Source organism: Brevundimonas faecalis, from assembly GCF_040549405.1.
Taxonomy (GTDB): domain Bacteria; phylum Pseudomonadota; class Alphaproteobacteria; order Caulobacterales; family Caulobacteraceae; genus Brevundimonas; species Brevundimonas faecalis.
This window is the reverse complement of sequence record NZ_JBEPTF010000001.1, coordinates 913,206-931,624: the sequence shown is the minus strand read 5'-3', so window position 1 is coordinate 931,624 and position 18,419 is coordinate 913,206. Positions and strand designations below refer to the sequence as shown.

Here is an 18,419-nt window from a genome sequence, read left to right as displayed (position 1 = left end):
TCGCGCCGGGCGTGAACGCGAGCCGTCTAGAAGTTGAAACGAATATCCGGACTCAAACGCGAGCGCGTCCGAACCGATTTCGCTCTAGGGAGGCGCCTAATGCACCAAAATGCGGATTTAGTCGAGTTCAGCCCCGACGGTAGAGGGCGCAAACCAGGGTAAAGAGGCGACGGGCCGTCTCCTGATCCAGTTCGACCTTGCCTTCGAGCCGGGATTTCAACAGCTCGGCCCCTTCGTTGTGCAGGCCGCGCCGCCCCATGTCCACGGATTCGATCTGGCTGGGCGAGGAGCCGCGCAGGGCTTCGTAGTAACTTTCGCAGATCAGGGCGTAGTCGCGGATCACCGTCTTCATCGGCGACAGGGACAGGACGTGGGTGCGCGAAAACTCGGGTCCGACGATGTCGAAGGCCAGGCGATTGTCCTGGGACGACAGCTTCAGGGCGTAGGGACCGCCCTCGGCGCCCTCGGGGATGAAGCTGTTCTGCTCGACGAGGTCGAAGATGGCCACGCGGCGCTGATGATCGATCTCCGCCGTCGGCGCCGGCAGGGTCGCGGCGTCGATCTCGACGGACTTCAACCTGTGCGAAGCGCTCACGACGTCTCCCCCTGACCCTGGTCGTCCGGATGCGTCGGCGCCATCCGCGCCGGCCAGCGATCTGACAGGTCCGTCAGCACGGCGTCCAGACATTCCACGTCGATACGCAGATCCCCGCCCCCGGCGAACATCAGGACGACCCGTCCGCCCGGCGCCTCGGTCGGCTCGAAGTCCAGAGCCAGAAGCTCCAGCGCCGATTCGGGCAGACGCGGCAGGCGGCGGCTCTTGACCGCCTCGACGTCGCCGAACTGCATCGCCGCCATGACGCGCGTGCCGCCGCATTCCCAGCAGAAACGCGACAGGACGATGGTCAGGCGCCGCGCCTCCTTTTCCCAGCGAATGTCGACAGGCCGCATGATGGCGTCCTGAAGCGCGGCCGAAATGATCTGCAGATCGACGGCGTCCTCGGCCAGCAGGCGCAAGGGCTCCATAGGCGGCAGGGCTTCCGCCGCCGGACCGTCGTCAGAGATCGTCTCGACCTCAGTGCTCATTCGCCTCGCCTTTCACGCGCCGCACGTCGGCGCCGCAAGCTCCCAGCTTTTCTTCCATGCGTTCGAAGCCGCGGTCCAGATGATAGACGCGGCCGACCGTGGTTTCACCCTCCGCGACCAGCCCGGCCATGACCAGGCTGATGGAGGCGCGCAGATCGGTCGCCATGACCGGCGCCCCGTGCAGCGTCTCGACGCCGCGCACCCGCGCCTCGCCGGCGTGGACCGAGATGTCGGCCCCCAGACGCGCCAGCTCGGGCGCGTGCATGAAGCGGTTCTCGAAGATGTTCTCGTGGATGACGCTTTCGCCCTCGGCCGTCGTCATCAGGGCCATGAACTGGGCCTGCAGGTCGGTGGCGAAGCCCGGATAGATCTCGGTCGTGACATTGACAGCCTTCAGCCGCTGCGCCGGGTCGCGACGCACGACGACGCCGTCGGCGGTGGTTTCCACCTCGACGCCCGCCTCGATCATCTTGTCGGTCAGGGCGGTGATCAGGTCGGCGCGGCCCTTGGTCAGGCGCACCTCGCCCCCGGCCATGGCCGCCGCCAGGGCGTAGCTGCCCATCTCGATCCGGTCCGGAATCACCGACCAGGTCGCGCCCGACAGGGACGAGACGCCGGTGATGGTCAGGACGTCGGTGTCCAGCCCCTCGATCCTGGCGCCCATGGCGATCAGGCAGCGGGCCAGGTCGCCGATCTCGGGCTCGCGCGCGGCGCGTTTCAGCACCGTGGTGCCCTTGGCCAGGACGGCGGCCAGAAGGGCGTGCTCGGTCGCGCCGACAGAGACGAAGGGAAACTCGATCTCGGCGCCCTGCAGCCCCTTGGGCGCATGGGCGGAGACATAACCCTCCTCCAACTCGATCTCGGCGCCCATGGCGGTCAGGGCCATCAGGTGCAGGTCGACCGGGCGCGCGCCGATGGTGCAGCCGCCGGGCAGCGAGACCTTGGCCTCGCCCGAACGGGCCAGCAGCGGACCCAGGACGTTGAAGGAGGCCCGCATCTGACGCACCAGGTCATAGGGGGCGAAGGTCGAGGTCAGGGTCGGCGCATGGAACAGGGTCTCCTGCCCGTCCGCCCCGTCGCGCTCCGTCACCTCCACGCCGAACTGCTGCAGCAATTGACCCAGGAAACGCGTGTCGGCCAGGCGCGGCATGTTGGTCAGCAGCAGGGGCTGATCCGTCAGGATGGAGGCGGCCATCAGCTTGATGGCGGAATTCTTGGCGCCGCTGACCTGAATCTGGCCGTTGAGGCGGTTTCCGCCACGGATGACGATGCTGTCCATGAGAGTCTTTCACGGCCGGGAACACCACGCCCCGGCGAACCGGCTATCTAGCAAGTCCCCGCCCCCAAACGAAAGGGGCGCGAAGGACGCGCCGCGATGACTTTGCGTTGCGCCTTTCGACCGGCCGTTCAGTTGCGGTCGTCGGCGGGCGGCGAGGCCAGGCGCGGCGCCTTGCGACGCTTCAGATTGGTCCGCAGGGCGGCGGCGAGTCGCATCGCGCGCTCGGCCTTCAGCGTGGCCTTGACCGTCTCTTCCGGCTGGGCGGCGGGCGTAACGGCGTGCTTCGGAGGCGTTTCCATGAGGCGCAGCATGGGCCCGAGCAAAGATTCTGATCAAGCATGCATTTTTGGCTTGGCCCGGCCGAGGCTCTTGGCTATACGGCCGCTTCCTCAGTGACCCGCCGCCGTAGCTCAGTGGTAGAGCGCATCCTTGGTAAGGCTGAGGTCGGCAGTTCAATCCTGCCCGGCGGCACCACACTGAGCCCTTGGATTTCCAAGGGTTTTCCGAGAAATCAGAAACTACCCCCTCGCGGGGACATGGCCGATAGTTTCGGAACATTTCATGAACCAGCTGCATTTCTCGGGAGTTTCCTGGGAGCGTGCCGTCATGGCCTATGAAAACGCACAGCACATGATCGAGCGGTCAGACGTCATTCAGCAGGCACGTCCTTGCCGCGTGCGGAGCGGGTGTCGATCATCTAGCCTCCATAGAAAAAGGCCCGCCGAAACGAGCCTTAAAGTTGCAGAATATTTGAGTTTTTACGGCGCCAGAGTGACGCCCGGCAAATGTAGGCTGCCGCTGATTTTGCAGGCAGAACCATTATCTGAGAACGCAAACGTTTGGGTGGAGTTGTTGAACGTGCCGACGCCATGGCATAGCGAAAGCCCTCCCTGATAGAATATTACGATGTTTGCATGCCCAGGAGTCGTCGAGTTTGCTGCAGTAAAAACTAAAGCTCTTGATATCCAGAGCGAATTTTCGCAGTCAGCCGATCCGGTTCCAACCATTCCATCGATATTTACTACTCCATCTTCAACATTCCACCAAACCTCTACCGGACAAGAAACTGGCGGTGCGCCTTGAAGATCAATGGATATATTGCCGTATGACGTGCTGCTTGCCGGTGGCGGCATGGTAAAACTTTCCGCCGATGCTGGGCTTGCCAGCAACGCCGCCGCAACCGCAATGGCGCCTGCGGCGCCCGAAATGAACTTGCTCATAGTAGCCTCCCCATTCAGCCAACCAATTTGGCCTATCTACAATTATGTAGACAATGAAGGAGTCAAGTCGGCCCGCCGAGGCCCCGACCGCCGTCGCCCCCTTGGCAAGGCTGAGAGCGGCAGTTCAATCCTTCCCGGCGGCGCCATCCAGCGCTTTCCTGAAAATCGAACCTTCCGCGTCCCGAAGAATATTCGGGTTTCGCCCCCTTATACCGACTCGCCAAGCGCGAGCCCGCGCCGCTAGCCTTCGGTCCTCTGACAGTTGAGGGACTTTGGGGACTGTTCTCATGAAGCGTCGTCTATTGACCACCGTCGCGGCCCTGGCCGTGGCCTTCCCGGCTTACGCCCATGCGGCGGGACAGGCGGCCGGATCGGCCCCCGCCCCGGCGACGGAAACCGCCAAATGGGACGTCCAGAACCCCATGGGCCCATCGCGCGACATCCGCATCGACGTGAACGAGGGCACCTGGATGTCGGTGGACGTCAGCCCTGACGGAACCGAGATCCTGTTCGACCTGCTGGGCGACATCTACGCCCTGCCCATCGGCGGCGGAGAAGCGCGCCCCGTCTCCTCCGGCGTCGCCTGGGACATGCAGGCCAAGTATTCGCCGGACGGCCGCTTCATCGCCTTCACCTCCGACCGGGGCGGCGGCGACAATATCTGGGTCATGAACCGCGACGGTTCGAATCCCCGCCAGGTGTCGAACGAGAGCTTCCGCCTGCTGACCCAGCCCGACTGGTCGCCGGACGGCCAGTTCATCGTCGGCCGCAAGCACTTCACCTCTTCCCGCTCGCTCGGCGCGGGCGAGATGTGGATGTATCACCGCGGCGGAGGCGGCGCCGGCGTTCAACTGACCGAACGCCGCACCCAGCAGAAGGACACGGGCGAGCCCGCCTTCTCGCCTGACGGCCGCTATCTCTACTACAGCGACGACTCCACGCCGGGCGGCGTGTTCGAATACTCCAAGGACCCGAACAGCCAGATCTATGTGATCCAGCGCCTGGATCGCGAGACCGGCCAGGTCGAGCCCTATGTCACCGGCCCCGGCGGCTCGATTCGCCCCACCCCCTCGCCCGACGGCAAGTCCCTGGCCTTCATCCGGCGCGATCGCTACCAGTCCGTCCTCTACGTCATGGACATCGAGTCCGGCCGCGAGACCCCGATCTACGACGCCCTGGACCGCGACATGCAGGAGACCTGGGCGATCCACGGCGTCTATCCGACCATGAGTTGGACGCCGGACAACCGCTCCATCGTCTTCTGGGCCGGCGGCAAGATTCGCCGTATCGACGTCGCCTCCAAGGCCGTCAGCGACATCCCCTTCCACGTCGCCGACACCCGCCGGGTCCAGGAGACCGTCCGCTTCCCCGTCGAGGTCGCCCCGGCTCAGTTCGACGTGAAGATGATCCGCTGGGCCCAGACCTCGCCAGACGGCTCCAAGGTGGTGTTCGAGGCCCTGGGCAATCTGTGGATTCGCGACCTGCGCGGCGGCGTCGCCGGCGCCCCGCGCCGCCTGACGCGCCAGAGCGACCATTTCGAGCTCTACCCCTCCTGGTCGCGCGACGGCCGCTCCATCGTCTACACGACCTGGAACGATCAGGACCTGGGCACGCTGCGGGTCATCCCGGCCGCGGGCGGCGAAGGCCGCGTGATCAGCGCCCACCCCGGCCACTACCTGGAGCCCCAGTTCTCGCCGGACGGTCAGACCGTGGTCTACCGCACGGCCAGCGACGGCTATCTGCGCACCGCCCTGTGGGCGCGCGATCCCGGCGTCTACCGCGTCTCCGTGCGCGGCGGAGAGCCGGTCAAGATCACCGCCGACGGCGTCCATCCCCAGTTCGGCCTGCGTAACGACCGTATCTTCCTGACCGACCGTCAGGGCGACAAGCGGGTGCTGAAGTCGGTCAACCTGTCGGGCGAGGACGCCCGCACCCACCTGAGCACCGACTGGGCCAGCGAGTTCTCGGTCTCTCCGGACGAACGCTGGGTGGCCTGGACCGAGAGGTTCAACGCCTATGTCGCTCCCTTCGCCGCCGCCGGACGCGCCGTCACGGTCGGCGTCGACGCCAAGGCCGTGCCCCAGGCGCGAGTGACGCGCGACGCGGGCGAATGGCTGCACTGGTCCGGCGATTCCAGCCGCCTGCAGTGGTCGCTGGGGCCGGAGCTGTTCTCGCGTCCCCTGACCGACAGCTTCGCCTTCGTCGACGGCGCCGCCGCCGACCTGCCCCGCCCGGCCGAGCACGGGATCAAGATCGGCTTCTCCGCCGACTACGCCAAGCCGGCGGGCGTCACCGTCCTGTCGGGCGCGCGCCTGATCACCATGAAGGGCGACGAGGTCGTCGAGGACGGCGTGGTCGTGGTCAACGGCAACAGGATCGAGGCCATCGGCCCGCGCGGCTCCGTGACCGTCCCCGCCGGCGCCCGCGTCATCGACATGACGGGCAAGACCATCATCCCGGGCCTAGTGGACGCCCACTGGCACGGCCGCATGGGCGCCGACGAGATCATCCCGCAGCAGAGCTGGGTCAACTACGCCGCCCTGGCCTTCGGGGTGACGACCCTGCACGACCCGTCGAACGATTCGAGCGAGATCTTCGCCCACAGCGAACTCGCCAAGGCCGGCCGCGTCGTAGCGCCGCGCATCTTCTCGACCGGCACCATCCTGTACGGAGCGGCGACGCCTTCGACGGCGGTGATCAACAACATCGACGAGGCGCGCTCCAACCTGCGGCGGATGCAGGCCATCGGCGCCTGGAGCGTCAAGAGCTACAACCAGCCGCGTCGCGACCAGCGCCAGCAGATCATCCAGGCCGCCCGCGAACTGGGCATGATGGTGGTTCCCGAGGGCGGCTCCCTGTACCAGCAGAACATGAGCATGCTGGTGGACGGGCACACCACGATCGAGCACTCCATCCCGGTCGCCCGCATGTACGCCGACTCGGTCCAGCTCTGGTCGCAGACGGGCACGGCCTATACGCCAACGCCCATCGTCGGTTTCGGCGGCGCCTGGGGCGAGAACTACTGGTACGAGACGACCGACGTCTGGAACGATCCGATCCTGACGCAGTACGTGCCGCGCCGGGTGCTGGATTCGCGTTCGCGCCGTCCGGTCAAGACGCCCGAGAACGAACTGAACCACATCTCCATCACCCGCGAGGCCAAGCGCCTGGCGGACGCCGGGGTGTCGGTCCAGATGGGCGCGCACGGCCAGCGCGAAGGTCTCGGCGCCCACTGGGAGCTGTGGATGTTCGAGCAGGGCGGCATGACCCCGCACGAGGCCCTGCGCGTCGGCACCCTGAACGGCGCCCGCGCCCTGGGCATGGACAAGGACATCGGCTCCCTGGAGGTCGGCAAGCTGGCCGACCTGGTGGTGCTGAACGCCAACCCGCTGGAGAACCTGCGGGACACGACCAAGATCGGCTACACCATGATCAACGGCCGTCTGTTCGACGACCACATGAACGAGGTCGGCGGCGCCGAACGCCGGCCCTTCTGGCATCAGAGCGCGGACGGTCAGGCCTGGGCCACCGGCCTGTCAGCCACGGCGGCCGAAAGTCATACCCACACCCACGACTGATCACCGTCGGTCGCGGATAAGGAAAAAGGGCCCGACCGTCCGGCCGGGCCCTTGTTTCATTGGGCTTACTTGACGGCGGCTTCCAGCAGGGCCGAGCGGCGCGCCGCCCTGCCCTTCAGCCAGCGCATCGCCACGACGGCGGCGACCACGATCCCGGCGAAGGCGATCAGCATCAGGGTCGGACCGTGGGCCTCGCTGAGGAACTCCAGCCGCGCCAGGCCCTTGGCCGCCAGATAGCCGGGCGCCAGCATGGCCAGGACCCAGACGAAGGCCGAGACGACGTTGGCGACCTGGAAGACGCGCTGACGCATCCGCAACACCCCGACCATGACCGGCACGAAGGCGCGCAAGGGGCCGAAGAAGCGGCCGATGAAGATGGAGGCCACGCCGTAGCGGCGGCAATAGAGGCGCGTCCAGGCGATCTTGCGCCGATGCGGCAAGAGCATGGGCTGGCGCAGCACGCCCGTGCCCAGCCGTCGCCCGATCCAGTAGGAGATGGCGTCGCCCATGACCGCGCCGATCACGCAGCCGGCGATGACGGTGACAGGGTCGAGCACGCCGGCGGCCACCAAGCCGCCCGCCGCCACCAGCAGGCCCGTGGCGGGCACGAAAGCCCCGATGACCACCAGGGATTCGAAGAAGGTGACGACGCCCAGGACGACGCCGGCCCAGACATGGTGTCTGGCGATGAAATCGGCGGCCGAACTAAGCAAACTGTCCATACTGATCCTCGAAGCGTCCCCTGCCATATGGGAGACGAACGCCCGAAGGGAATGCGGCGATGGGACGCCCCGGCGGATAAGGCGCCACCCGTGGCGCGAAGGCCGCAGTCAGGCCCGTTTTCGCGCTCTCAAGACGATTTCAGCGACCCGCGTCGGGCGAATCCGCCTTCGAATCTTCCCGTTGCAGCCGCGTACGCTCGCGCACCACGCGCCCGTGATAGGGACGGTCGGCCAGGCCGTAGGCCCAGGGCTCGGCCGCGTCGAAGGATCGACCATAGGCCCCGTGGCCCCAGGGCGAGCCGTAGTAGCCGTAGCTCCAGGGCGCGTTCTTCGTCTGGCTGATGCTGAGATTCAGCATCCCGCTTTCCCCCAGGGGCATGGAGACGGTCGCCGCATAGTCGCGATAACCGCCCGTGCCGAAACCGGCGCTGACCATGCCGTGCACCTTGCGCGGTTCCGGCTCTTCCCAGGGATCGGCCCAAGCCTGAGGCGCCGACGCAGTTTCCGCCGTCCGGGCGCCGATCCAGCGGGCGATCTGCTGATCCGTGGTCAGACCGTGCGGGGCCGCGCTCTGCACCGTGGTGCTGGGCGAGGCGTTCGTGACGGTGGCGGCGGCCATGTCGGCCGTGGCCGAAAGCACGGCCTGATCCCCGCGCGGCGCGGTCGTGACGACGCCCTCGGGGTCCATGCCGATCATCAGCGTCGCGACGGCGACCAGTTCGATCATCATGCGCCCATACTCCCGTTCATCCCTACACTAGACCCAATTGCGGCCAAGGTCAGGCGACGCCGTCGCCGCGCCCCAGGGGATCGGGCAAGGCCTGCCCTTCGGCCACGAAGCTGAGGGCGACGGAGTTGATGCAGTAGCGCAGGCCGGTCGGCGGAGGACCATCGGGGAAGACGTGGCCCTGATGGCTGTCGCAACGGGCGCAGCGCGTCTCGACGCGGACCATGCCGTAGCTTTCATCGCGAACGGCGCGGACGTGGGTCTCGTCCACCGGCTGGTTGAAGCTGGGCCATCCCGTGCCGCTCTCGAACTTGGTTCCCGAGCGGAACAGCGGCAGGCCGCACTCCCGGCAACAGAAGACCCCGGCCCGCTTCTCGCCCAGCAGAGTCCCGCAGAAGGGCGCCTCGGTGCCATGAGCGAGCAGAACCCGTTTCTCCTCTGGCGACAGATCGGCTTCCAGCGCCACGCGCTGGCCGTCGCTGGGCGGCGTCAGATCATAGCCCGAAGGCGAACGAAGCGGCGAGGTCGAGGAGGCTTGGGTCATGCCTTCAAAATAGGAGAGGCCGGACGATGTTTCCACCGTCCGGCCCAACAGGCTGAAAGACGCCTCTCCCCTAAACGGGCCTCAAGCAGCCCGAAGGGCGATAGGCCCTCTTAAAAGAGCGTTCCGACCCAGGCGCGAACGGCGGCTTCGTCGGCGGGGTCGCCGGCGTAGGCCAGGCCCTGGCCCGGGGTGAAGGGCTGGTTGGCCGGGCGCTGACGCGTGGTCCAGGCCTTGTGGCCGTAGCTGATATCCGAATAGTTCGACGGCAGGCGCTGCACGGTCGGCTCGATGAAGATCGAATCCGGGGCAGTGACCGAGCCGGCCAGGCGCACGTTCGGCAGGCGGGTCAGCAGGTCCAGGGTGTCCAGGCAGCCGCCCGAGCAGCCGCCGTCGACCAGGACCACGACCTTGCCCTGAACCGGGTTGGCCGCGCCGGTGTCCGGCGTCGCGGGACGGCCGGGCAGGACGAAGGTCGGCTGACCGGCGGCCAGGGCGGCGTCGAAGGCGGCGACGATGGCCTGGGTCTGCTCGATCACCGCAGCCGATTCCTGCACGAAGCGCGGATCGGCCTGCATGCGGTTCAAGGTGTCGACGAACCACTGGCGGTTGGCCGGGGTGGCGCGATAGGTGATCTGGCCCGCTTCCGGCTGGCGGCTGACGGTGAACTCGGGCGACCAGATGCGGTTGGCCAGGCCGTAACCGCGCGAGGTGGCGTTGATCGAATCCCCGTCGGCGCCGCGCAGGTCGATGACCAGGCCCTGTGCGCCGCGCAGGGTCGAAGCCTGAGCCTCGACCTGGCTGAAGAAGGCGTCCCAGCCCGCATTATCGGTCATGGCGTTGACGTGAACCCAGGGACGGCCGTCCACCTGCTCGATCGACAGCTTGGTTGCGCCCGGCGTGAAGACCGAGGCGCGATAGGCGGCCTCAAGATTGGCGGCCGTGGCCGGCTGCGGCGTGAAGGTGAAGTCGCGGCTGCGGCGGCCGACCTGGATCTCGCAGGTCGACGGCATGCCGCTGACCATCGGGTTGTTGCGGTTCCACAGCAGATAGGGGGCCGAGGCCACGCGGCCCGCCTCGGTCGTCAGGTCGGCTTCGAAGCCGTCTAGCTTGGCCTTGGCGAACTCCTCGATCGGCTGGACGTTGCAGCTCTTGATCACGCCGCCGACCGGCGGGGCGCCGCGCACGCCCGGCTGGACGTAGGAGACCACATACTGACCATTGCGCCAGGCCGTGGCCACGCCGGGCCAGCTGGTGGCGAAGAAGGGGCTGGCGCCTTCGAAGGTCGGGGCCGTCTTGATATTGGCGTCGCGGAAGCCCGTGGCGTACCAGCGCAGCAGATAGGCGTGGCTTTCGCCGCTGTTCACCTGACCCGCCTTGCCCAAGGCCTGCTGCAGGCCCGTGTCGATCCAAGCGCGGAAGGGTTCGCTCGCGGCGCCGGGCACGACGGCGGCCGGATGATTGGCCTTCAGTGCGTCATGAACGGCCTGAAGGTCCTGCCGTGCGAGGTCGCTGAAGTTCTGGGCGGCGGCGCTTCCGGCCGCGAAGGCCAGGGCGATCACAGCCGCCGAGGCGGTGAGCAGACGTTGCATGAAGAGGACTCCCGGTGTGCCGTCGAAACGCGGTTTGGCCGTGTTTAAACCCAAGAAACGCTCGCATTCCACCCCCGCGACGAATTGACCGTCGCCTTTCCCGGCGACGCCGTCGGTTTACTCGTGCGCAGCCTGACCGTATGCGAGACAGACCCTTTCATGGTCGGCGGCGCATGCACCGGTTTTCAGATGCTTTTCTGACGTCCAGCGGTCGCATCGGCCGACTGGCCTTCATCGCGAGCGGCGTTCCCGTCCTACTGATCTGGGCGGCCTATGACCTGTACGCGCCCGTCTTCCTCAGGGGATTGATCGGCGGAATCATCGCCGTGGTCCTGCTGTTCGTCGGGGCCAACCTTCTGTCGCAACGCCTGCACGACCGGGGGCGCAGCGGTTGGTGGAGCGGACCGATCCTGCTGCTGATCGCCATGGCCCTTCCCCTCCTGCTTCACGGGGGCCAGGCGCCGATCGACGGGTTGGCGGCGGTCCTGCTGGTTCCGGTCTCAGTCGATCTGATCCTTTTGCCCGGACAGAAGGCCTTCAACCGTTACGGGGCGCCCCTGACCGGCGGCTCCGCTGGCTGAACCGAGCCGAAGACCCGCTGGAACGAGGTCTTCAGGGCGTCGTCCGCCTCGTCCATGGTCGCCAGAACGCCGAGATCGACCAGGCTGGTCACGCCGTGCTCGGTGATTCCGCAGGGCACGATGCCGCCGAAATGATCCAGGTCCGGCTCCACGTTCAGGCTGATGCCGTGGAAGCTGACCCATCTGCGGACCTTGACGCCGATGGCGGCGATCTTGTCCTCGCGGCTCCAGCCGGCGCCCTTGCGCTCGACCCAGACGCCGACCCGGCCCTCGCGCATGCCGGCCTGCACACCGAAGCGATCCAGGGCGCCGATGATCCAGTCCTCAAGCCCGCGCACGAAGCCGCGCACGTCCTTGCCGCGCCGGTTCAGGTCCAGCATGACATAGGCCACCCGCTGGCCGGGCCCGTGATAGGTGAACTGCCCGCCCCGCCCCGTTTGGTGGACCGGAAAACGATCCGGCGCCAGCAGATCCTCGTCCCGGGCGGAGACCCCGGCCGTGTAGAGGGGCGGATGCTCCAGCAGCCAGACCAGTTCTCCCGCCTCGCCCGCCGCGATGGCGGCCACGCGCGCCTCCATAGCCTCGACGGCGGCCTGATAGTCGACATAACCCGTGGACACGGCCCATTCGACCGGATGTTCGTCGGGACGGCGCAGCGAAGATTCGGGCATGTTTAACGGCTCGGCAAGCATGAGGCTTCAATGTGTCTCCGAATGCGGCGGCGCAAGGGCCGCCGTCGTATCGCGAGTATCGTCTTGAGCCAGATCGAAGCCGTTGATGTCGAGATTTCGGTCGTGCTGGGCCGTTCGGTCCTGCCCATGCAGCAACTGCTGCGCATGGGCCGCGGCGCCGTCATCCCGCTGGACGCCTCGGAACGCGACGAGGTCTGGATCCTGGCCAACAACCATCCCGTGGCGCGCGGCGAGATCGAAATTCGCGACGACCGCATCGCCATCACCGTGACCCGCCCCGCCGACGTCTACGACTTCATGGCCGGCGCGGCTTGATGCTGGAGCTGCGGTCAGAAGGCTCCGCCTTCTCGACCCGACGCGGCTCCTGACGCCAAATAAGCAGGAAAATCGCCGCCTTCGCCTATTTCCGCAAATCGCTCTTTTCTTTCCGTCGTCTCTCCGCTATTGCCCGCCCTCCGATGCGAGCGGTCGTGGCGGAATTGGTAGACGCGCAGCGTTGAGGTCGCTGTGGGGCAACCCGTGGAAGTTCGAGTCTTCTCGACCGCACCATCTGATCTGACAGGGCGACACTCGGCTGCTACCAGGCTGAACATCGGGGAGGCAGACACGTGACCCACACGGACACCGCCTCCCCGGCCCCTGCTCCCGAAATCGAAACCGAAGACCACGTCGCCCTCGGCGAGGACTACGCCCTGACGGCGTCCTTCGTCGAAAAGGTCGTGGACGCCGCCGACGACGGCGACGGCATGCGCCTGCGCGGCCTGCTGGAAGACCTGCACCCCGCCGATGTGGCCGACCTGATGGGCTTCCTGACGGCCGAGCATCGCGCCGTCGTGGTCCAGTGGCTGCCGCCGGACCTTCTGGCCGACACCCTGCCCGAACTGGACGACGGCATCCGCGAGGAAGTGCTGGAGCGGGTGCCTCACCTGACCCTGGCCGAGGCCCTTCAGGAGCTGGATTCCGACGACGCCGCCGCCGTGGTCGAGGACCTGGAGGACGACCAGCGCGAGAAGGTGCTGGCCGCCATGCCCGAGGTCGATCGCGCCGCAATCGAAAGCTCCCTGGGCTATCCGGAGGATTCCGCCGGTCGTCTGATGCAGCGCGAGGTCATGGCCGCGCCGCAGTTCTGGAACGTCGGCGACACCATCGACCACGTCCGCCGCCAGGGCGAGGACCTGCCCGAACTCTTCTTCGACATCTATGTCGTCGATCCGGTGAACCGTCCCGTCGGCGGCGTGGCCATCAGCCGCCTGCTGCGCGCCCCGCGCGAGACGCCGCTGACCGAGCTGATGGAGCCGGTCAACGAGATCGACGTCGACGTCGACCAGGAAGAGGTCGCCTACATCTTCGAGAAGTACAACCTGATCTCGGCCCCTGTCGTCGATACCGGCGGACGCCTGGTCGGTCAGCTGACCGTCGACGACATCGTTCACATCATTCAGGAAGAGAACCGCGAAGACATCCTGCGCCTGGCCGGCGTTTCCGATGAAGACCGGTCGTCGGGCGTGCTGGAAATCGTGCGCGGCCGCGTGCCCTGGCTGGGCGTCAACCTGTTCACGGCCATCCTCGGCGCCGGAGTCATCGCCTTCTTCGAGGGCACGATCCAGCAGATCGTCGCCCTGGCGGTCCTGATGCCCATCGTCTCGGCCATCGGCGGCAACGCCGGCACCCAGGCCCTGACCGTCACCGTCCGCGCCCTGGCGACGCGTGAACTGACCTCGTCCAACGCCGTGCGCACCTTCTGGCGCGAACTGACCGTGGGCCTGGCCAACGGCCTGGTGCTGTCGCCCCTGGTCGGTCTGGCGGCGGGCTTCTGGTTCCATGACTGGCGCATCGGGGCGGTCATCTCCACGGCCATGATCCTGAACCTGCTGGTCGCCGCCACGGTCGGGGTGCTGACGCCCCTGACCCTGTCTAAGTTGAAGTTCGACCCCGCCGTCTCCTCGGCCGTCTTCGTCACCGCGACGACGGACTTTTTCGGCTTCCTGATCTTCCTCGGACTGGCGACCGTCGTCCTCCTCTAGGCCGCACCTGTCCCGCTCGGGGCGGAACGCGGCTTGCTGATCCCGGGTACGGGCGAGCGCGCCCGTATCAGAATGGATCAGTCCGTGGCCTCAGCCTCGTCCCAGCGCATGAAGGTGTCCCGCGAGGGATTGCTTCTGATCAAGAGTTTCGAGGGCTTCCGCCCCCGGACCGTGCGCCGCCGCGACGGAGCGCCGGTGATCGGCTACGGCCATACCCGGTCGGCGCGGCCGGGAGCCAGCGTATCGGAGCAGGAAGCCGAACTGCTGCTGCAATACGACCTGCTGCCCATCGTCGAGATCATCCACGCCCGCGTCGCCGTTCCGCTGAACCAGCATCAGTTCGACGCCCTGGCCAGCTTCATCTTCTCCATCGGCGTCGAGCGGTTCGAGACCTCCGACGTGCTGGATCGCCTGAAGGCCGGTTCGACCGCCCAGGCCGCCGACGCCATGAGCGGCTGGCCCGACCGGACGCCGCCCCCCGTGGACGCCCCCTATCGTCGCCGCTCGGCCGAACGGGCCCTGTTCGACGTTCCAGCCGAGCAGGCCGCTCCGCTGGATCGGCTGCTGACCGCCCCCGTCTACGGCGCCGGCGGACCGCCCAGGACCGAGGACCGGGACGCTCCGCCCGCCACCGTCCAGATCCTGCGTCACGAGAAGACCGACGCCCCTAGTCCCGCCCTGGGCGACACGGGCGCCGTCGTCTTCATCGGCGGCGTCGGCCTGCTGGCCTTCGCGGCCGGGATCGCCGCCTTCCGCCGCCTGCTGGGAACCCAGCCCATCTCCACGGGAACCATGGTGGTCGGCGTCGCCCTGGCCCTGATCGGCCTGATTTTCATCGGAACGGCGGGCTGGAACCTGATGCGGGCGCGCAACAAGAAGGGCGACGTTCAAGCCCGCTAGGCGAAGCGCGTGCGCGATGCTACGCCTTGCGGCATGAGCATTCCCTTCGCGCCCCAATCCATGGAATTCGGCCTCGGCGAGACCGCTGACGCCATTCGCGACACGACCGCCCGCTGGGCGGCTGAACGCCTGGCCCCCCGCGCCGCCGAAATCGACGAGAAGAACGAGTTCGCCCGCGACCTGTGGCCCGAGATGGGCGAACTGGGTCTGCACGGAATCACGGTGGAAGAAGAGTTCGGCGGCCTCGGCCTCGGCTACCTCGAACACGTGGTGGCGATGGAGGAGGTGTCCCGCGCCTCGGCCTCGATCGGCCTGAGCTACGGCGCCCACTCCAACCTGTGCGTCAACCAGATCCGCCGCTGGGGCACGCCCGAGCAGAAGGCGAAATACCTGCCCAAGCTGATCTCGGGCGAGCATGTCGGCTCCCTGGCCATGTCGGAGGCCGGCTCCGGCTCCGACGTCATGTCCATGCGCACCCGCGCCGAGAAGAAGGGCGACCGCTACGTCCTGAACGGGACCAAGTTCTGGATCACCAACGCCCCCCACGCCGAGACCCTGGTGGTCTACGCCCGCACCGGCGACGGCAACGGCGGCGTCACCGCCTTCCTGGTCGAAAAGGGCATGAAGGGCTTCAGCGTCTCCAAGAAGCTGGACAAGATGGGCATGCGCGGCTCCGACACGGCCGAACTGGTGTTCGAGGACTGCGAAATCCCTGAAGAAAACATCATGGGCGGCGAAGGGCGCGGCGCGGCCGTGCTGATGAGCGGCCTGGACTATGAACGCGCGGTCCTGTCGGCCGGCCCCCTGGGCATCATGCAGGCGGCCCTGGACGTGGTCCTGCCCTACGTCCGCGATCGCAAGCAGTTCGGCAAGGCCATCGGCTCCTTCCAACTGATGCAGGGCAAGGTGGCCGACATGTACGTCGCCCTGAATAGCGCCCGCGCCTATGTCTATTCGGTCGCCCGCGCCTGCGATCAGGGCCTGACCACCCGCTACGACGCGGCCGGCGCCATCCTGCTGGCCTCCGAGAACGCGGTGAAGGTCACGCTGGAGGCCGTCCAGGCCCTGGGCGGCGCCGGCTACACCCGCGAATGGCCGGTCGAACGCCTGGTCCGCGACGCCAAGCTCTACGACATCGGCGCCGGCACCAATGAGATCCGCCGCTTCCTGATCGGCCGCGAACTGCTGGGCAGCTGAGGCTCGGACTTTCCGGTCGGTGAAAGCGTGATAGACTTTACGTCATGGCCTTCACCGACCGCACCACCCGCGCCGCGCCGCCCAAGGGCGTCGAAACCTATCGAACGGCCAGCGGTCGCGTTCTGGTCGAGCCCCCGCGCGGCTCGACCCTGAAGAAGGGCGAAGTCCGCAAGGCCGTCCAGGCGGTGAAGGAGCATCGTGCGGGGGAACGTGGCGAAACCCAGCGCTGAACCCGCCGCCTACGACGAATCCGTCTTCCTGAACTGCCCCTTCACCCCGGACTACGCTGGGTTGATGCGAGCCTATGTCTTCGCCGTCATGTATTGCGGCCTGCGCCCACGCTGCGCCCGCGAGAACGACAACGGCGGCGAGATTCGCTTCGACAAGCTGCTGCGCATCATCCGGACATGCCGCTGGTCGATCCACGACCTTTCCTTCACCCAACTGGACGCGGCCTCGGGCCTGGCGCGGTTCAACATGCCGTTCGAACTGGGGCTCTTTCTCGCCGCGCAGAGGTACGACCGGCGCCAGCGCGACAAGGAATGCGTCATCTTCGAGAAGACCGCCCACGAGACCAAGCGTTGCCTGTCCGACATCTCCGGCCAGGACCCTCGGGTCCACGACATGTCAGCCGACCTGGTCGTCCGCGAAGTCCGTGACTGGCTGCGCACGGCGCGCGGCGAAATCCTGCCTGGCCCAGATGCGGTTTCGGAACGCTTCAGCCTGTTCGAAAACGACTATCCCGTCATCTGCAAGGCCCTGGGCCTTTCACCCGACGCCGCCGCCTTCGTCGATCTGTGCGAAGTCGTCCGCGGCTGGATCGCGGAAAACGGCTGAGCGGAACCCCTTCCCCGCCCGACGGTTGCCTTTCCAGGAAAGGAGACCGTCATGCCCGCCAAATCCGCAGCCCAGCAAAAGGCCGCCGGCGCCGCCCTGTCGGCCAAACGCGGCGAGACGCCCAGGTCCAGCCTGAAGGGCGCGTCCAAATCCATGGTCGAATCCATGACCGAGAAGGAGCTTGAGGCGCTCGCTCGCGGCAAGCGCAAGGGCAAGCCCGAGCACGTGACGAAACATTAAGCCGCAGCCTGCGTCTTGGGGATGGCGCGGGCTTCGTCTCGCCCCTAACTTGGCGAACCTTCGCTCCCCGAGTTTCGCCTGATGTCGCCTGTTTCCACGCCGCCGCCGGACGAGAATCGGACGTTTTCGGACGTGCTGGAATCTCTAGGCCGAGGTGAAGACCCCAATCTGACCTTGAAGGAGATGGTCGAGGCCTTCGGCGAACGCGGCTTTGGCGCCGTCATCCTCATGCTGTCGCTGATGGCTCTCCTACCCTGGCCGCCAGGCGGCAAGGCGGTCTTCTCGGTCCCCATCATCCTGATCGCCGCCGAGTTGGCTCTGCAGCGCGACAAGGTCTGGCTGCCTCGCTGGTTGATGAAGGCGACCTTGAGACGAGAAACCTACCGCCGATTGCTGACCTCTCATTTCGCAGCCCCACGCTGGCTTCGTCGACAGGTGCTACTGGGTGAACTCCAGATCGGTTTCGGACGATGGTCCGGTCGCTACGGCTTTTCGGACTGGGTTCGGCAGGCTGTGAGGAAACGCCCGAGCAGTCCGACGGCCATCGAGCTTCTACGCCGCGCCGAACGCCTGACCCGGCCTCGCTGGCCCGTCATGACCAATGAAATCGCAGATGTGATCGTGGGGATCATCTGCATCCTACTGGCCATGATGATGGCGTTGCCCGTGCCCTTCGGCGATGCCCTGCCCGGTCTGACGTTGGCGATCTTCGGCCTGGCCATCATCCAGAGAGACGGCGTCTTCATACTTGCCGGCCTGATCGGCACGGCGATCTGCGGAGTCTATGTGACCCTCGTCTGGACCACCGTAGTCGCCATCGTCAACGGCGTCGCCCACTGGCTCGGCGGCCTGTTCTGATCCCCGCTCACAGCGCGGCGACGTCCCCAAACGCGCCGTAGACCCTAAATGCGGGCTCAAGTAGCGCGAAGCGCGATAGCCCACCTAAGAAGCAGCGCGAAGCGCGGTAGCAGCCCCAAAAAAGAAGACGCCGCCGGAGCAAGCTCCGACGGCGCCGCATTGTCGATCACAATGATCGAGCCGCTGCCCTCCCAAAGGATCAGGCCCGGACCTCCCTAGAGGTCCAGATCGCGGCCGACGCACGCGATTGATGACAATGAGACACTGGCCACCTCCTTTCAGCTGCTGAACAGGAAGGTCAGGCTAGGCCCTGTCGAGAACCGGCGTAAAGCCCCGCTCGCGACA

The 18,419-nt window shown here is 66.8% G+C and carries 20 protein-coding genes and 2 tRNA genes; 12 read left to right on the top strand and 10 right to left on the bottom strand.

Annotation, left to right across the window (positions count from 1 at the left end):
• Positions 1-127 precede the first annotated feature (127 nt).
• From ABIE19_RS04480 to ABIE19_RS04465, 4 genes are all read right to left on the bottom strand, one after another.
• Positions 128-595, bottom strand: coding sequence for a UPF0262 family protein (locus ABIE19_RS04480; protein ID WP_354087933.1), 468 nt, complete (start codon positions 593-595; stop codon positions 128-130).
• On the bottom strand, positions 592-1,086 hold the full coding sequence (locus ABIE19_RS04475) for a DUF2948 family protein (protein ID WP_354087932.1): 495 nt from the start codon (positions 1,084-1,086) through the stop codon (positions 592-594). The genes ABIE19_RS04480 and ABIE19_RS04475 overlap by 4 nt, the downstream gene beginning before the upstream one ends.
• Positions 1,076-2,365 carry a UDP-N-acetylglucosamine 1-carboxyvinyltransferase gene (gene murA / locus ABIE19_RS04470; RefSeq protein ID WP_354087931.1) on the bottom strand — a complete coding sequence of 430 codons (1,290 nt, stop codon included), beginning with the start codon at positions 2,363-2,365 and terminating at the stop codon, positions 1,076-1,078. The genes ABIE19_RS04475 and murA overlap by 11 nt, the downstream gene beginning before the upstream one ends.
• A gap of 128 nt (positions 2,366-2,493) precedes the next feature.
• The gene (locus ABIE19_RS04465) at positions 2,494-2,664 is read right to left on the bottom strand and encodes a hypothetical protein (RefSeq protein ID WP_354087930.1); all 171 of its coding nucleotides are present in this window, start codon (positions 2,662-2,664) and stop codon (positions 2,494-2,496) included.
• Between the two features lie 100 nt (positions 2,665-2,764).
• On the opposite strand from ABIE19_RS04465, the gene ABIE19_RS04460 reads away from it, so the two are divergent.
• Positions 2,765-2,839: transfer RNA gene (locus ABIE19_RS04460), tRNA-Thr, on the top strand.
• Between the two features lie 284 nt (positions 2,840-3,123).
• Here the strand turns inward: ABIE19_RS04460 and ABIE19_RS04455 are convergent.
• A complete protein-coding gene (locus tag ABIE19_RS04455) occupies positions 3,124-3,585 on the bottom strand; it encodes a PraA/PraB family alkane oxidation protein activator (protein WP_354087929.1) in 462 nt (153 codons plus the stop codon).
• A 287-nt stretch (positions 3,586-3,872) separates the two neighbouring features.
• On the opposite strand from ABIE19_RS04455, the gene ABIE19_RS04450 reads away from it, so the two are divergent.
• The gene (locus tag ABIE19_RS04450; RefSeq protein WP_354087928.1) at positions 3,873-7,163 is read left to right on the top strand and encodes an amidohydrolase family protein; all 3,291 of its coding nucleotides are present in this window, start codon (positions 3,873-3,875) and stop codon (positions 7,161-7,163) included.
• A 65-nt stretch (positions 7,164-7,228) separates the two neighbouring features.
• On the opposite strand, the gene ABIE19_RS04445 is transcribed toward ABIE19_RS04450, so the two are convergent.
• From ABIE19_RS04445 to ABIE19_RS04430, 4 genes are all read right to left on the bottom strand, one after another.
• On the bottom strand, positions 7,229-7,885 hold the full coding sequence (locus ABIE19_RS04445; RefSeq protein WP_354087927.1) for a DedA family protein: 657 nt from the start codon (positions 7,883-7,885) through the stop codon (positions 7,229-7,231).
• A 139-nt stretch (positions 7,886-8,024) separates the two neighbouring features.
• Complete coding sequence (locus tag ABIE19_RS04440) at positions 8,025-8,615, bottom strand: hypothetical protein (protein WP_354087926.1); 591 nt, start codon at positions 8,613-8,615, stop codon at positions 8,025-8,027.
• A 49-nt stretch (positions 8,616-8,664) separates the two neighbouring features.
• Entirely contained in the window at positions 8,665-9,156 is a 492-nt protein-coding gene (msrB, locus tag ABIE19_RS04435; RefSeq protein WP_354087925.1) for a peptide-methionine (R)-S-oxide reductase MsrB, read from the bottom strand.
• 110 nt (positions 9,157-9,266) lie between these two features.
• Positions 9,267-10,745: a hypothetical protein gene (locus ABIE19_RS04430; protein WP_354087924.1), complete on the bottom strand. Its 1,479-nt coding sequence runs from the start codon at positions 10,743-10,745 to the stop codon at positions 9,267-9,269.
• A gap of 173 nt (positions 10,746-10,918) precedes the next feature.
• Between ABIE19_RS04430 and ABIE19_RS04425 the strand changes: the two genes are divergently transcribed.
• Positions 10,919-11,326, top strand: coding sequence for a DUF805 domain-containing protein (locus ABIE19_RS04425; protein ID WP_354087923.1), 408 nt, complete (start codon positions 10,919-10,921; stop codon positions 11,324-11,326).
• Here ABIE19_RS04425 and lipB read toward each other — a convergent pair.
• The gene (lipB, locus tag ABIE19_RS04420; RefSeq protein ID WP_354087922.1) at positions 11,290-12,018 is read right to left on the bottom strand and encodes a lipoyl(octanoyl) transferase LipB; all 729 of its coding nucleotides are present in this window, start codon (positions 12,016-12,018) and stop codon (positions 11,290-11,292) included. The genes ABIE19_RS04425 and lipB overlap by 37 nt on opposite strands.
• Before the next feature lie 9 nt (positions 12,019-12,027).
• Here lipB and ABIE19_RS04415 point away from each other — a divergent pair, with 9 nt between their 5' ends.
• The 9 genes from ABIE19_RS04415 (at position 12,028) to ABIE19_RS04375 (ending at position 18,074) form a co-directional block, all read left to right on the top strand.
• Positions 12,028-12,333, top strand: coding sequence for a FliM/FliN family flagellar motor switch protein (locus ABIE19_RS04415; protein WP_435521128.1), 306 nt, complete (start codon positions 12,028-12,030; stop codon positions 12,331-12,333).
• Between the two features lie 149 nt (positions 12,334-12,482).
• A tRNA-Leu gene (locus tag ABIE19_RS04410) sits at positions 12,483-12,567 on the top strand.
• Positions 12,568-12,626: 59 nt separating this feature from the next.
• Positions 12,627-14,042 (top strand): magnesium transporter, encoded by a 1,416-nt coding sequence (mgtE, locus tag ABIE19_RS04405; protein ID WP_354087920.1) that lies wholly within the window; start codon positions 12,627-12,629, stop codon positions 14,040-14,042.
• Between the two features lie 84 nt (positions 14,043-14,126).
• On the top strand, positions 14,127-14,942 hold the full coding sequence (locus tag ABIE19_RS04400; protein ID WP_354087919.1) for a lysozyme: 816 nt from the start codon (positions 14,127-14,129) through the stop codon (positions 14,940-14,942).
• 33 nt (positions 14,943-14,975) lie between these two features.
• Entirely contained in the window at positions 14,976-16,139 is a 1,164-nt protein-coding gene (locus ABIE19_RS04395) for an isovaleryl-CoA dehydrogenase (protein ID WP_354087918.1), read from the top strand.
• A 44-nt stretch (positions 16,140-16,183) separates the two neighbouring features.
• Positions 16,184-16,369: a hypothetical protein gene (locus ABIE19_RS04390; RefSeq protein ID WP_354087917.1), complete on the top strand. Its 186-nt coding sequence runs from the start codon at positions 16,184-16,186 to the stop codon at positions 16,367-16,369.
• On the top strand, positions 16,350-16,976 hold the full coding sequence (locus ABIE19_RS04385) for a hypothetical protein (protein ID WP_354087916.1): 627 nt from the start codon (positions 16,350-16,352) through the stop codon (positions 16,974-16,976). Before ABIE19_RS04390 ends, ABIE19_RS04385 begins: the two co-directional genes overlap by 20 nt.
• 51 nt (positions 16,977-17,027) lie before the next feature.
• The gene (locus ABIE19_RS04380) at positions 17,028-17,216 is read left to right on the top strand and encodes a DUF3008 family protein (RefSeq protein WP_354087915.1); all 189 of its coding nucleotides are present in this window, start codon (positions 17,028-17,030) and stop codon (positions 17,214-17,216) included.
• Positions 17,217-17,297: 81 nt separating this feature from the next.
• Positions 17,298-18,074 (top strand): exopolysaccharide biosynthesis protein, encoded by a 777-nt coding sequence (locus ABIE19_RS04375; RefSeq protein ID WP_354087914.1) that lies wholly within the window; start codon positions 17,298-17,300, stop codon positions 18,072-18,074.
• Positions 18,075-18,419 lie beyond the last annotated feature (345 nt).

Excerpts from the sequence above, each read along its gene's own strand:
- ABIE19_RS04475 (WP_354087932.1), bottom strand. The coding sequence starts at position 1,086 with ATGAGCACTGAGGTCGAGACGATCTCTGACGACGGTCCGGCGGCGGAA.
- murA (WP_354087931.1), bottom strand. The coding sequence starts at position 2,365 with ATGGACAGCATCGTCATCCGTGGCGGAAACCGCCTCAACGGCCAGATT.
- ABIE19_RS04465 (WP_354087930.1), bottom strand. The coding sequence starts at position 2,664 with ATGGAAACGCCTCCGAAGCACGCCGTTACGCCCGCCGCCCAGCCGGAA.
- ABIE19_RS04455 (WP_354087929.1), bottom strand. The coding sequence starts at position 3,585 with ATGAGCAAGTTCATTTCGGGCGCCGCAGGCGCCATTGCGGTTGCGGCG.
- ABIE19_RS04450 (WP_354087928.1), top strand. The coding sequence starts at position 3,873 with ATGAAGCGTCGTCTATTGACCACCGTCGCGGCCCTGGCCGTGGCCTTC.
- ABIE19_RS04445 (WP_354087927.1), bottom strand. The coding sequence starts at position 7,885 with ATGGACAGTTTGCTTAGTTCGGCCGCCGATTTCATCGCCAGACACCAT.
- ABIE19_RS04440 (WP_354087926.1), bottom strand. The coding sequence starts at position 8,615 with ATGATGATCGAACTGGTCGCCGTCGCGACGCTGATGATCGGCATGGAC.
- msrB (WP_354087925.1), bottom strand. The coding sequence starts at position 9,156 with ATGACCCAAGCCTCCTCGACCTCGCCGCTTCGTTCGCCTTCGGGCTAT.
- ABIE19_RS04430 (WP_354087924.1), bottom strand. The coding sequence starts at position 10,745 with ATGCAACGTCTGCTCACCGCCTCGGCGGCTGTGATCGCCCTGGCCTTC.
- ABIE19_RS04425 (WP_354087923.1), top strand. The coding sequence starts at position 10,919 with ATGCACCGGTTTTCAGATGCTTTTCTGACGTCCAGCGGTCGCATCGGC.
- lipB (WP_354087922.1), bottom strand. The coding sequence starts at position 12,018 with ATGCTTGCCGAGCCGTTAAACATGCCCGAATCTTCGCTGCGCCGTCCC.
- ABIE19_RS04415 (WP_435521128.1), top strand. The coding sequence starts at position 12,028 with ATGTGTCTCCGAATGCGGCGGCGCAAGGGCCGCCGTCGTATCGCGAGT.
- ABIE19_RS04395 (WP_354087918.1), top strand. The coding sequence starts at position 14,976 with ATGAGCATTCCCTTCGCGCCCCAATCCATGGAATTCGGCCTCGGCGAG.
- ABIE19_RS04390 (WP_354087917.1), top strand. The coding sequence starts at position 16,184 with ATGGCCTTCACCGACCGCACCACCCGCGCCGCGCCGCCCAAGGGCGTC.
- ABIE19_RS04380 (WP_354087915.1), top strand. The coding sequence starts at position 17,028 with ATGCCCGCCAAATCCGCAGCCCAGCAAAAGGCCGCCGGCGCCGCCCTG.
- ABIE19_RS04375 (WP_354087914.1), top strand. The coding sequence starts at position 17,298 with ATGTCGCCTGTTTCCACGCCGCCGCCGGACGAGAATCGGACGTTTTCG.